The 13,010-nt window shown below is 55.3% G+C and carries 13 protein-coding genes; 10 read left to right on the forward strand and 3 right to left on the reverse strand.

Translation table 11 applies throughout. The annotated features are described in order from the left end of the window. The first annotated feature begins 147 nt into the window (after nucleotides 1-147). The 10 genes from zapE to nanQ all read left to right on the forward strand — a co-directional run bounded on the left by zapE (nucleotide 148) and on the right by nanQ (nucleotide 8,782). Nucleotides 148-1,272 (forward strand): cell division protein ZapE, encoded by a 1,125-nt coding sequence (gene zapE, locus ACOTWU_RS04285; protein ID WP_126499197.1) that lies wholly within the window; start codon nucleotides 148-150, stop codon nucleotides 1,270-1,272. 292 nt (nucleotides 1,273-1,564) lie between these two features. Beyond that, complete coding sequence (rplM, locus tag ACOTWU_RS04290) at nucleotides 1,565-1,993, forward strand: 50S ribosomal protein L13 (RefSeq protein WP_003860434.1); 429 nt, start codon at nucleotides 1,565-1,567, stop codon at nucleotides 1,991-1,993. Nucleotides 1,994-2,008: 15 nt separating this feature from the next. Beyond that, nucleotides 2,009-2,401: a 30S ribosomal protein S9 gene (gene rpsI, locus ACOTWU_RS04295; RefSeq protein ID WP_003860436.1), complete on the forward strand. Its 393-nt coding sequence runs from the start codon at nucleotides 2,009-2,011 to the stop codon at nucleotides 2,399-2,401. A gap of 307 nt (nucleotides 2,402-2,708) precedes the next feature. Continuing rightward, nucleotides 2,709-3,347 carry a stringent starvation protein SspA gene (gene sspA, locus ACOTWU_RS04300; RefSeq protein WP_003860438.1) on the forward strand — a complete coding sequence of 213 codons (639 nt, stop codon included), beginning with the start codon at nucleotides 2,709-2,711 and terminating at the stop codon, nucleotides 3,345-3,347. A gap of 5 nt (nucleotides 3,348-3,352) precedes the next feature. Continuing rightward, nucleotides 3,353-3,850: a ClpXP protease specificity-enhancing factor gene (gene sspB, locus ACOTWU_RS04305; RefSeq protein WP_026080566.1), complete on the forward strand. Its 498-nt coding sequence runs from the start codon at nucleotides 3,353-3,355 to the stop codon at nucleotides 3,848-3,850. A gap of 102 nt (nucleotides 3,851-3,952) precedes the next feature. After that, nucleotides 3,953-4,735, forward strand: a complete 783-nt coding sequence (nanR, locus tag ACOTWU_RS04310; protein WP_017382717.1) for a transcriptional regulator NanR — start codon at nucleotides 3,953-3,955, stop codon at nucleotides 4,733-4,735. Nucleotides 4,736-4,857: 122 nt separating this feature from the next. After that, nucleotides 4,858-5,751: an N-acetylneuraminate lyase gene (nanA, locus tag ACOTWU_RS04315; RefSeq protein ID WP_015572001.1), complete on the forward strand. Its 894-nt coding sequence runs from the start codon at nucleotides 4,858-4,860 to the stop codon at nucleotides 5,749-5,751. 112 nt (nucleotides 5,752-5,863) lie between these two features. Next, nucleotides 5,864-7,354: an MFS transporter gene (locus tag ACOTWU_RS04320; RefSeq protein ID WP_126499196.1), complete on the forward strand. Its 1,491-nt coding sequence runs from the start codon at nucleotides 5,864-5,866 to the stop codon at nucleotides 7,352-7,354. An 88-nt stretch (nucleotides 7,355-7,442) separates the two neighbouring features. Then, nucleotides 7,443-8,315, forward strand: coding sequence for an N-acetylmannosamine kinase (gene nanK / locus ACOTWU_RS04325; RefSeq protein WP_026094341.1), 873 nt, complete (start codon nucleotides 7,443-7,445; stop codon nucleotides 8,313-8,315). Next, nucleotides 8,315-8,782 (forward strand): N-acetylneuraminate anomerase, encoded by a 468-nt coding sequence (gene nanQ / locus ACOTWU_RS04330; RefSeq protein WP_063933625.1) that lies wholly within the window; start codon nucleotides 8,315-8,317, stop codon nucleotides 8,780-8,782. Before nanK ends, nanQ begins: the two co-directional genes overlap by 1 nt. Nucleotides 8,783-8,871: 89 nt before the next feature. On the opposite strand, the gene ACOTWU_RS04335 is transcribed toward nanQ, so the two are convergent. The 3 genes from ACOTWU_RS04335 to gltD all read right to left on the reverse strand — a co-directional run bounded on the left by ACOTWU_RS04335 (nucleotide 8,872) and on the right by gltD (nucleotide 13,010). Beyond that, nucleotides 8,872-10,164, reverse strand: coding sequence for a cytosine deaminase (locus tag ACOTWU_RS04335; protein ID WP_126499194.1), 1,293 nt, complete (start codon nucleotides 10,162-10,164; stop codon nucleotides 8,872-8,874). Further along, on the reverse strand, nucleotides 10,154-11,404 hold the full coding sequence (codB, locus tag ACOTWU_RS04340) for a cytosine permease (RefSeq protein WP_017693905.1): 1,251 nt from the start codon (nucleotides 11,402-11,404) through the stop codon (nucleotides 10,154-10,156). The genes ACOTWU_RS04335 and codB overlap by 11 nt, the downstream gene beginning before the upstream one ends. 187 nt (nucleotides 11,405-11,591) lie before the next feature. Next, nucleotides 11,592-13,010 carry a glutamate synthase subunit GltD gene (gene gltD, locus ACOTWU_RS04345; protein ID WP_017382721.1) on the reverse strand — a complete coding sequence of 473 codons (1,419 nt, stop codon included), beginning with the start codon at nucleotides 13,008-13,010 and terminating at the stop codon, nucleotides 11,592-11,594.

A 13,010-nucleotide genomic window follows, 5' to 3' on the forward strand; every position in this document is an offset into this window, starting at 1 on the left:
GGCTCCTGCCTGTGCCTGATTATGCCACTATAACCGCTATTTCCGCAGAAGTGGAATCCTGACGTATCATCGCGTAGTGTAGAACGGCCTTTTTTTCATCAGCCACGCGCGCTGGTGAGGTTTAACTAAAGGAATAACAACAACATCATGCAAAACCTGTCCCCTTCATCGCGTTACCAACTGGCCCTGAGCGAGGGCACACACCAGCCGGATGATGTCCAGCATGAAGCGGTTAACCGCCTGGACACGATTTATCAGGAACTTCTGGCGAAACCCGCCGATGCGGTGCAGAGCAGTGGGCTGAAGGCGGCATTCGGCCGTTTACTGGGCAAAAAAGAGCCCACGGTAAACGCACCGGTTCGTGGCTTATATATGTGGGGCGGCGTTGGGCGGGGTAAGACCTGGCTGATGGACATGTTCTACCAGAGCCTGCCCGGCACGCGTAAGCAGCGCCTGCACTTTCACCGTTTTATGCTGCGGGTCCATGAAGAGCTGACGGCGCTCCAGGGCGAAACCGACCCGCTGGACATTGTGGCCGATCGCTTTAAGGTGGAAACGGACGTGCTCTGCTTCGACGAGTTCTTTGTTTCCGATATTACGGATGCCATGCTGTTGGGGGGCCTCATGAAAGCGCTGTTTGCGCGAGGGATCACTCTGGTGGCGACCTCCAATATCCCGCCGGATGAGCTTTATCGCAATGGTCTCCAGCGGGCGCGTTTCCTGCCGGCCATTGATGCTATCAAACAGCACTGCGACATCATGAACGTCGATGCCGGCGTCGATTATCGACTGCGCACATTAACGCAGGCACACCTGTGGCTTTCGCCGTTGAACGCCGACACAGCCCGCGAGATGGATAAACTGTGGCTGGCGCTGGCGGGAGCGCCGCGGGATAACGCGCCAGCGCTGGAGATTAATCATCGTCCGTTGCCGACGCTTGGCGTAGAAAACCAGACGCTGGCCGTCTCGTTTGCAACGCTCTGCGTGGACGCCCGCAGCCAGCATGACTACATTGCGCTTTCGCGTCTGTTCCATACCGTTATGTTGTGGGATGTGCCCGTTATGACCCCACTCATGGAGAGCGAAGCGCGCCGCTTCATCGCGCTGGTAGATGAGTTTTACGAGCGCCACATTAAGCTGGTGGTCAGCGCCGAGGTGCCTTTATATGAGGTTTATCAGGGCGAGCGCCTGAAGTTTGAGTTCCAGCGCTGCCTGTCGCGCCTGCAAGAGATGCAGAGCGAAGAGTACCTCAAGCGTGAGCATATGCCATAATAAATGCTCCCCTCTCCCCGTGGGAGAGGGGCTGGGGGTGAGGGCACCAGACCGCACAATACCTGACCCCGAAAAACCCATTCCAAATCACATTTAAGGGTCGATCTTTGACCTCAACTTCTCTATAATCTTGCGACCCCACGTTACGAGAAGGTTTTTTTCCCGAAACTTTCTATGTGTCGGCATGTGCTATTCGAAGGGGTAGGTTTGCCGGACTTTGTCGTGTGAACCTCAACTGACTAAACGTTTGGGTGTTCACCAACGTGTAACTTATTATTTGGGTAAGCTTTTAATGAAAACTTTTACAGCTAAACCAGAAACCGTACAGCGCGACTGGTATGTTGTTGACGCGACCGGTAAAACTCTGGGCCGTCTGGCTACTGAACTGGCTCGTCGCCTGCGCGGTAAGCATAAAGCGGAATACACTCCGCACGTTGATACCGGTGATTACATCATCGTTCTGAACGCTGACAAAGTTGCTGTTACCGGCAACAAGCGTACTGACAAAATGTACTACCACCACACCGGCCACATCGGTGGTATCAAAGAAGCGACCTTTGAAGAGATGATTGCCCGCCGTCCTGAGCGTGTGATTGAAATCGCGGTTAAAGGCATGCTGCCAAAAGGCCCGCTGGGTCGTGCTATGTTCCGTAAACTGAAAGTTTACGCAGGCAACGAGCACAACCACGCGGCACAGCAACCGCAAGTTCTTGACATCTAATCGGGATTATAGGCAATGGCTGAAAATCAATACTACGGCACTGGTCGCCGCAAAAGTTCCGCAGCTCGCGTTTTCATCAAACCGGGCAGTGGTAAAATCGTAATCAACCAGCGTTCTCTGGAACAATACTTCGGTCGCGAAACTGCCCGCATGGTAGTTCGCCAGCCGCTGGAACTGGTTGATATGGTAGAAAAACTGGATCTGTACATCACCGTTAAAGGTGGTGGTATCTCCGGTCAGGCAGGTGCGATCCGTCACGGTATCACCCGCGCGCTGATGGAGTACGACGAATCCCTGCGTTCTGAACTGCGTAAAGCTGGCTTCGTTACTCGTGACGCTCGTCAGGTTGAACGTAAGAAAGTGGGTCTGCGTAAAGCACGTCGTCGTCCACAGTTCTCCAAACGTTAATCCATTCTGCTTACGCAGAACGATTGGCGAAAAACCCGCTTCGGCGGGTTTTTTTATGGATAATGCGCAGGTTATCCACAGTAACATTTCATATATCTTCTCTTTTTCCACATTTCCGGAATCCCCTCACCACAAAGCCATCAAAATCTGGTAAACTATCATCCAATTTTCTGCCCAAATATCGGTGAATACTCGATTTTTGTTCGATTCTTGAACAATGTGTCTTCTCTGGGATGGGCGATACATCATCTGGCTGGCCCCGTTGGGCTGGTAGCAGTAAAAATTCTGAATATACCTGGAGGTTTTCATGGCTGTCGCTGCCAACAAACGTTCGGTAATGACGCTGTTTTCTGGTCCTACTGACATTTATAGCCATCAGGTTCGTATCGTGCTGGCCGAGAAGGGTGTCAGTTTTGAGATCGAGCATGTGGAAAAGGATAACCCGCCTCAGGATCTGATCGATCTCAACCCGAGCCAAAGCGTACCGACGCTGGTGGATCGCGAGCTGACCCTGTGGGAATCCCGTATCATTATGGAATACCTGGATGAGCGTTTCCCGCATCCGCCGCTGATGCCTGTTTATCCTGTTGCGCGTGGTGAAAGCCGCCTGTACATGCAGCGTATCGAGAAAGACTGGTACTCGCTGATGAACGTTATCGTCAACGGTTCCTCTTCTGAAGCGGATGCTGCACGTAAACAGCTGCGTGAAGAGCTGCTGGCAATCGCGCCAGTCTTTGGTCAGAAGCCTTTCTTCCTGAGCGATGAGTTCAGCCTGGTCGATTGCTACCTGGCTCCGTTGCTGTGGCGTCTGCCAACCCTGGGCGTAGAGTTCAGCGGCCCTGGCGCGAAAGAGCTGAAAGGCTATATGACTCGCGTCTTTGAACGCGACTCTTTCCTGGCATCTTTAACTGAACCGGAACGTGAAATGCGTCTCGGCCGAGGCTAATGACTGTGGAAATGTCACAACTTTCACCACGCCGTCCGTATCTGCTGCGCGCCTTCTATGAATGGCTGCTGGATAACCAGCTCACGCCGCACCTGGTTGTGGATGTGACGTTGCCGGGCGTGCTGGTTCCAATGGAATACGCGCGCGACGGACAGATTGTACTGAATATTGCGCCACGCGCAGTGGGTAATCTGGAGCTGGCGAACGACGAAGTGCGCTTTAATGCGCGCTTCGGCGGCGTGCCGCGTCAGGTTTCCGTGCCGCTGGCAGCTGTGCTGGCTATCTACGCCCGTGAAAACGGTGCGGGCACCATGTTTGAGCCGGAAGCGGCTTATGATGAAGAGGTTGCCAGCCTGAATGATGATGAGGCATCCGATGAACGCGAAAGCGACACGGTAATGTCTGTCATCGATGGCGATAAACCCGATCATAATGACGACACCGATCCGGATGACGAGCCACCACCACGCGGTGGTCGTCCCGCACTGCGCGTTGTGAAATAAACAAACAGGCCCGACGGGCCTGTTTTGCTTTCGGTCCCTTTTCACCCCCTCTAATTTCCTGTGTTATGATGAACTGTTTTCCTTCAATGGCACCGGACTGCAATGAAACCGACTGATCTTAAAGCTGAAAACTCTGATGAAACCATTGGTCGCAGCCTGCGCCGTCGGCCGCTGGCGCGCAAAAAACTGTCTGATATGGTGGAAGAAGAGCTGGAGCAGATGATCCGTCGGAAGGAATTTGCCCAGGGAGAGCAGTTACCCTCCGAGCGCGAACTGATGGAGTTCTTCAACGTGGGTCGCCCCTCGGTGCGCGAAGCGCTGGCGGCGCTAAAGCGTAAAGGGCTGGTGCAGATTAACAACGGTGAACGTGCCCGCGTAACCATGCCGTCTGCCGATACCATCATCAGTGAATTGTCGGGAATGGCGAAAGACTTTCTGACCCAGCCCGGCGGTATTGCCCATTTCGAGCAGCTTCGCCTGTTCTTTGAATCCAGCCTTGTTCGTTATGCCGCAGAATATGCCACTGACGATCAGATTGCGCAGCTCACAAAAGCCCTGGAGATCAACAGCCAGTCCCTGGATGACAACACGCTATTTATTCGTTCCGATGTCGATTTTCACCGCGTGCTGGCGGAGATCCCCGGCAATCCGATCTTCAATGCGATCCACGTTGCGCTGCTTGACTGGTTAATTGCGGCGCGTCCTAAAGTGCCGGACGCAGAGCTTTATCAGCATAATGAAGTCAGCTATCGCCAGCATATCGCAATTGTGGATGCGATCCGCCGCCGCGATCCCGATGAAGCGGATCGGGCGTTGCAAACTCACCTTAACAGCGTCTCCGCCACCTGGCACGCTTTCGGCCAGCATTCAAAAGCCAAAAAATAACGATCCTTTAGTGAAGCAGATCGCAATATAAGCGTTCAGTATTCTACTGCTGCTTAATTGATCTGGTATAACAGGTATAAAGGTATGTCGTTATAACAAACACACGATCGATTGAGGTAACTATGGCAACGCAATTACGCGGCGTAATGGCCGCACTCCTGACCCCGTTTAACTCTGAGCAGATGCTGGATAAAGAAAGCCTGCGCCGTCTGGTGCGGTTCAATATTGAACAGGGTATCGATGGGCTGTACGTCGGCGGTTCAACGGGAGAGGCCTTTGTACAGAGCCTTTCGGAACGAGAGCAGGTGATGGAGATTGTGGCGGAAGAGGCGAAGGGGAAAATCACGCTCATCGCCCATGTTGGCTGCGTCAGCACGGCGGAAAGCCAGCAGTTAGCCATGGCCGCCGCCCGCGTCGGTTTTGACGCTGTATCCGCCGTCACACCGTTTTACTATCCCTTTAGCTTTGAAGAACATTGCGATCATTACCGTGCAATTATTGATTCGGCGGATGGTCTGCCGATGGTGGTCTATAACATTCCGGCGTTAAGCGGCGTGAAGTTAAGCCTGGATCAGATCAACACGCTGGTAACGCTCCCCGGCGTCGGCGCGCTGAAGCAAACCTCCGGCGATCTCTTCCAGATGGAGCAGATCCGTCGTGAACATCCGGATCTGGTGCTCTACAACGGTTATGACGAGATCTTCGCCTCCGGCCTGCTGGCCGGCGCGGACGGGGGGATCGGCAGCACCTACAACATTATGGGCTGGCGCTACCAGGCGATCGCTAAAGCGGTTCGTGAAGGGGATAACGCCACCGCACAGCGCCTGCAAAGCGAATGCAACACGGTGATCGATCTGCTGATTAAAGCCGGGGTGTTCCGTGGTCTGAAAACGGTTCTGCACTATATGGACGTGGTATCCGTGCCGCTGTGCCGTAAGCCGTTTGCCCCTGTGGATGAAAAATTCGTGCCAGCGCTGAAAGCGCTGGCGGAGCAGCTAATGGCGGAAAAACGCTAACGCATAGCCGGGGGCGCTTCGTCTTAGCCGGCCTACAAAAACATGCTACGTAGGCCGGATAAGGCGCAGCCGCCATCCGGCAAAACGACAGAGAAATCGTCGGGAGAGTGAAATGAGTAAGTCTACCCAAAGCATCCCGTGGTACCGCCATCTTACCCGTCCTCAGTGGCGCGCCTTCTCCGCCGCCTGGCTGGGATATCTGCTTGATGGCTTCGATTTTGTATTGATAGCCTTAGTCCTGACAGAAATAAAAAGCGAGTTTGCCCTGACAACAGTGGAAGCGGCGAGCCTGATTTCGGCGGCCTTTATATCGCGCTGGTTCGGCGGCCTGCTGCTGGGCGCCATGGGCGACCGCTATGGCCGCAAGCTGGCGATGATCACCAGCATCGTGCTCTTTTCCTGCGGTACGCTGGCCTGCGGTTTTGCGCCGGGTTACGTCACCCTGTTTATCGCCCGCATGGTGATAGGCATGGGGATGGCGGGGGAATATGGCTCCAGCGCAACCTATGTGATTGAAAGCTGGCCAAAGCACCTGCGCAACAAGGCGAGTGGTTTTCTGATTTCCGGTTTCTCCGTCGGCGCCGTGGTTGCGGCCCAGGTCTACAGCCTTGTCGTGCCCGTCTGGGGCTGGCGGGCGCTGTTCTTTATCGGCATTCTGCCCATCGTCTTTGCCCTGTGGCTGCGGAAAAATATTCCGGAAGCTGAGGACTGGAAAGCGAAGCACGAAGGCAAAGCCCCGGTGCGCACCATGGTTGATATTCTGTATCGCGGCAAATACCGCGTCATCAATATGGCGATGACGCTGTTTGCCGGTACGGCGCTGTGGTTCTGTTTTACAGGCGAACTCAACAACGCGGGGCTGGTCGTTATTCTCGGCCTGCTTTGCGCCATCGTCTTTATCAGCTTTATGGTGCAAAGCAGCGGTAAACGCTGGCCGACGGGCGTCACGTTGATGGTTGTCGTGCTCTTCGCCTTTCTCTACTCCTGGCCGATTCAGGCGCTATTACCCACTTATCTGAAAACCGACCTGGCCTATGATCCCTCAACGGTGGCGAAGGTGCTGTTCTTTAGCGGCTTCGGCGCGGCAGTAGGCTGCTGCGTGGGTGGTTTTCTCGGTGACTGGCTTGGCACCCGCAAGGCCTATGTCTGTAGCCTGTTGGCCTCACAGCTCCTGATTGTTCCCGTCTTTGCGATCGGCGGAGCCAATGTCTGGGTGTTGGGCTTGTTACTCTTTTTCCAGCAGATGCTGGGGCAGGGGATCTCTGGGATCTTACCCAAACTCATCGGTGGCTATTTCGATACCGACCAGCGTGCGGCGGGTCTGGGCTTTACCTACAACGTTGGCGCGTTGGGCGGCGCGATTGCCCCGGTGATTGGCGCGCTGCTGTCGCAGGATATGGCGCTGGGCACGGCCCTGGGATCGCTCTCTTTTGGCCTGACGTTTGTGGTGATCTTGCTTATTGGTCTGGATATGCCCTCCCGCGTTCAGCGCTGGATCAGGCCAGAAGCCCTGCGTACGCATGACGCTATTGACGGTAAACCTTTCAGCGGAGCCGTCCCGTTTGGCGGCGATAAAAGCGCTTTAGCGAAAAGCAAAAGTTAATCCGCTTGCCCGGACCTGTACCGGGCACATTCGTAAGGGATGAGGTATGTCACAACGGGATAAAAACATTTCCGAGCGGGGCGGTGCTATGACGACACTGGCGATAGACATAGGTGGAACTAAACTTGCCGCCGCCCTGGTGGATGACGGTTTACAGATCCACGCGCGACGCGAATGCCCTACGCCCGCCAGTAAGACGCCTGACGCGCTGCGTGAGGCGCTGGCTGAGCTGGTCAAGCCGTTACAGACCCAGGCAACGCGTGCGGCCATTGCCTCAACCGGAATCATTCAGGACGGCAATCTGCTGGCGATTAACCCGCAAAATCTCGGAGGATTGCACCATTTTCCGCTGGTGCAGACGCTCGAAGACATTGCTGGTTTGCCGACCCTGGCGATCAATGATGCTCAGGCTGCGGCATGGGCGGAATATCACGTTAGTGCGAAGGAAATTAAAGACATGGTATTCCTGACTGTTTCAACGGGCGTGGGGGGCGGCGTAGTCAGTAACGGGAAACTCGTGACCGGAAGCGGCGGACTGGCAGGGCATCTTGGGCATACGCTCGCCGATCCAAACGGCCCGCAATGCGGCTGTGGTCGCGTGGGGTGCGTGGAAGCCATCGCGTCTGGTCGCGGTATTGCCGCCGCAGCCAGGGGAGAGCTTGCAGGATGCGATGCAAAAACGATTTTTGCGCGCGCGGCAGAGGGAAATAAACAGGCGGCGGAACTGGTCCAACGTTCTGCACAGGTAATGGCGCGGCTTATTGCCGACACGAAAGCGGTGATGGACTGCCAGCGCGTGGTGATTGGAGGCAGCATCGGGCTGGCAGGAGGGTATCTGGCGCGGGTCCGCGCGTATCTTGAGGAGCATCCTTCTGTTTATCACGTTGAATTAACCGCCGCGCACTATCGACACGATGCGGGCTTACTGGGCGCGGCGCTGTTAGCTCAGGGAGAAAGATGATGTTTTTTGGTGAGATTCGGACGCTTCCCTCCACGGGGTTGCATCCCGTTCTTCTGGAGGCGCTAACCCTCGCGCTGGCTGCCCGTCCGCTGGAAAAAGCGGCAGGACGTTATGAGCTTCGCGGTGAGGATATCTTCATGAACGTGATGACGTTTGCCACGCAGTTTCCAGACCGGAAGAAAGCGGAACTGCATGAGCAATATATTGATATCCAGGTGTTATTGACGGGAGAAGAGCGCATCCTCTTTGGCGTGACGGGCTCGGCACGCCAGCGTGAAGATTTTCATCCTGAAGAAGATTATCAGTTGTGCAGTGAGATTGCAGGTGAACAGTGTGTCACCCTCCGGTCGGGGATGTGCGCCGTATTTATGCCGGGAGAGCCACATAAGCCAGGATGCGCAATCCTTGAGCCAGGCGAGATAAAGAAAGTCGTGGTGAAGGTACGCGCCCGCTTGCTGGGCACGTAGTTTATAGGCCTGATGGCGCTTCGCTTATCAGGCCTGCGGGCATAACGCAATTTGTAGGCCGGATAAGGCGCAGCCGCCATCCGGCAATGTTATTCGATATTCTGGCGCTTAAACGTCACCGCTTCCGGCTGCGTCAGGTGCAAGGTTGTCTGGCTGGGCACCGTCTCGGCAATCACCTTGCCGTGGCGAACAGAGTATCGTGCCGGCGTCTGGCGACGAACTGCATCAAACCCATTCTCTGCCGGGAGAATCACCAGGTTTGCTGTATTCCCAACGCGCACGCCATAGTCCTGCAAATCGAGCGTTTTCGCGCTGTGGGTAGTGATCAGGTTAAGCCCATCATTTATTTGCCCGTAACCCATCAGTTGGCAAACGTGCAGCCCCATATGCAGAACCTGAAGCATATTCGCGGTTCCCAGCGGATACCACGGATCGAAAACGTCGTCATGACCAAAGCAGACGTTGATCTCCGCTTCCAGCATTTCTTTGACGCGTGTGATGCCTCGGCGTTTGGGATAGGTATCGAAACGGCCCTGCAAATGCGTGTTAACCAGCGGGTTTGCCACGAAGTTAATGCCTGACATTTTTAACAGGCGGAACAGTCGGGACGTATACGCGCCATTATAGGAGTGCATCGCCGTGGTATGGCTGGCGGTCACGCGTGAACCCATTCCGTCACGATGTGCCAGTGCGGCAACGGTTTCAACGAAGCGCGATTGTTCATCATCAATTTCATCACAGTGGACATCGATCAGTCGGTCGTACTTTCTGGCCAGGGAAAACGTTTTATGCAGCGACTCAACGCCATATTCACGCGTAAATTCAAAGTGGGGGATTGCGCCGATGACATCCGCCCCTAAACGCACGGCTTCCTCAAGCAGTTCTTCACCGTTCGGATAAGAAAGAATGCCTTCCTGCGGGAATGCCACAATTTGCATATCGACCCACGGGGCGACTTCCTGCTTCACCTCCAGCATGGCTTTCAGTGCCGTAAGGGTGGGGTCCGAGACGTCAACGTGTGTACGTACGTACTGAATGCCGTTGGCGATTTGCCACTTCAGGGTCTGCATCGCGCGAGTTTTAACGTCTTCGTGGGTAAGCATCGCCTTGCGTTCGGCCCAGCGCTCGATTCCCTCGAAAAGCGTGCCGGACTGGTTCCAGTTCGGTTCACCCGCCGTTTGCGTTGTATCCAGATGGATATGCGGCTCGATGAAAGGAGGGATAACCAGCCCGCATTCGGCGTCCAGCACCTGACCGACTGGCGCAGAGACGGTTTCCTGAGGATCGATACGGCTGAAGCGTCCGTCCTCAATCGTGATTTGCCATAAACCCTCTTGCCCCTGCAAACGGGCCTGACGGATAGTGAGGGAATTATTCTGCATGGGAAACCTCCGAAGGATTAGCAAGGGTACGTTTGGCGAATGGGTTTAACACCAAATAGCTGAAGACGCCACCCAATACTGCGTTAACGGGGACAATTCCCGGAATGTAGTGCCCGGCAGCAACACCCAGGGCGACCGAGAAAATGGCAATCCAGTTTACGGACACAAATTTTGCGTGGTCGAAGCTGGCATAGCGGCGGCGATTAATCAGGTAGTCGGCGATAATCACCCCGCCAACCGGCGGAATCGCTGCCGACAAAAAGGTCAGCCAGCCAACGAAGTTGTTGTATAGCCACAGCGCGCACAGCGTACCGATAATGCCATTAACCACCGACAGCGTACGGCTGGAAAGGCCAGTAATATTGGCGAAACCCAGACCAGAGGCGTACAACGCGTTGTCATTGGTGGTCCAGATATTCAGGCCAAGAACGACAATGGCCGGCAGCAGCAGTCCCTGGGCGATCATCACGTCAGAAATATCGGCCTGTCCTACGGCGGCAGCTCCTGCCGCACCGAAGATAAACATCAGCGAGTTGCCAAGGAAAAATGCCACCATCGCCACCAGAACGGCACCTTTGGCATTGCGGCCAAAGCGGACGAAGTCGGCGGTCAGCGTGCCTGCGCTGATAAACGAGCCTACAACCAGCGCCAGCGCGCTGGAAAAGTTGAGCGGCGTCTGCGGCACAATGGATTTGAGGTGGTCCAATCCTCCCACGCCGTCCACCGCCAGCCAGACGGAGTAGCTACCCAGGATGACGATAGCGGGTACGGCGATGATGGATAAAATCGTCAGTGCAGAGATGCCAAAAAAAATGGTTAACGTCATCAACAGGCCGGAAACCGCAATCAGGATGTTCACGTCGATGCCCGTGGCTTTACTCACCGGGATGGCAAACATCGCTACGCCGACGCCAAACCATCCTACCTGCGTACCGCCTAAAAGCATGGAGGGAAGCCAGGAACCTTTTATACCGAAAGAGTAACGCGCAAGAAGATGGGTTGAGAGGCCGGTTTTTGCGCCAATGTAGCCAAGAAAAGCAGTGTAAATACCGAGGAGGAGATTGCCGAAGAGAACTGCAAGGAAGAAATCATTATAGGAAAGACCGGTACCGAGCGTGCCTCCGGTCCACATACTGGCGGAAAAAAACGTTAACCCTAACATCACAAAAGTGAGTGGAACCACGCCTTTCCGCGCCGCCAGAGGGACGGGGCCCTGGCTATAATTGTTATCTTGCGACACAACGCCTCCTTGAATTTTGGCCAAAAAATCCGCCGCATAATATACATTTTTTTCATGAAAGCAAACGTTTACGTCGGGATTTACGCTGCTTTTTTGCTTAAAAAGGTACCATTAACTTAAGGGTAGGCTACTGAAAACAGGCTCCCCAGCGTTCCGCTTTATGCTTCTGCCGGGGAGTCAGAGGGGCTTACACTTCCAGGAAGTTCATGATCCCGTCAGCCGCTTTACGGCCTTCGGCAATCGCCGTGACCACCAGGTCAGAGCCGCGAACGATGTCGCCACCGGCGAAGATTTTCGGGTTGCTGGTCTGGAACGCGTTATCACTGCCTTCTGGCGCAATGATGCGGCCCTGAGAGTCCAGCTCTACGCTGTGCTTCGCCAGCCACTCCATGCTGTGAGGACGGAAACCAAACGCCATCACCACGGCGTCAGCCGGGATCACGTGTTCAGAACCGGCCACGATCTCCGCGCGACGACGGCCTTTCGCATCTGGCGCACCCATCTCCGTGCGCGCCATCTTCACGCCGCTCACTTTACCGTTGGCATTCACTTCAATACCCAGAGGCTGGATGTTGAACTGGAACTCGACGCCCTCTTCACGTGCGTTTTTCACTTCGCGCTTAGAGCCCGGCATGTTCTCTTCGTCACGGCGGTAGGCACAGATGACATGCGCCGCATTCTGGCGAATGGAGGTACGCACGCAGTCCATTGCGGTATCACCGCCGCCCAGCACCACCACGCGTTTGCCTTCCATGCTGACGAACGGCTCATCGGCGGTCTCGCCGTAGCCCATTAGCTGTTTGGTATTCGCAATCAGGAACGGCAGCGCGTCGTACACGCCTGGCGCATCTTCGTTCTCCAGACCACCGCGCATGGACTGATAAGTGCCTACGCCCAGGAACACGGCGTCGTAATCTTTCAGCAGGTCGTCGAGCTGCACGTCGCGGCCCACTTCGGTGTTGAGTTTGAACTCAATGCCCATGCCGGTGAAGATTTCGCGGCGGCGGGTCATCACCTCTTTCTCCAGCTTGAAGGCCGGGATACCGAAGGTCAGCAGGCCGCCAATCTCCGGGTGGCGATCAAAGACCACCGCCTTCACGCCGTTACGGGTCAGCACGTCCGCACAGGCCAGGCCTGCCGGGCCCGCGCCGATAATCGCTACGCGCTTGTCGGTTTGACGCACACCGGTCATATCCGGGCGCCAGCCCATCTCGAACGCTTTATCGTTGATATAGCGTTCGATGTTGCCGATGGTTACCGCGCCAAACTCGTCGTTCAGCGTACAGGAGCCTTCACACAGACGATCCTGAGGGCACACGCGGCCGCACACTTCCGGCAGGGTGTTGGTCTGATGAGACAGCTCGGCGGCTTCAAAAATACGCCCTTCGTTGGCCAGCTTCAGCCAGTTCGGGATGTAGTTATGGACCGGACACTTCCATTCGCAGTAAGGGTTACCGCAGGACAGGCAGCGGTCTGCCTGTGCTTTGGCCTGGCCTTCTGAAAACGGCTCATAGATTTCAACAAATTCAATTTTACGGATCTTCAGCGGTTTCTTTGGCGGATCAACACGCTGAAGGTCGATAAACTGGTAAACGTTCTGGCTCAT

It is taken from the genome of Enterobacter cloacae complex sp. GYL001, assembly GCF_049237125.1.
GTDB lineage: Bacteria > Pseudomonadota > Gammaproteobacteria > Enterobacterales > Enterobacteriaceae > Enterobacter > Enterobacter hormaechei_C.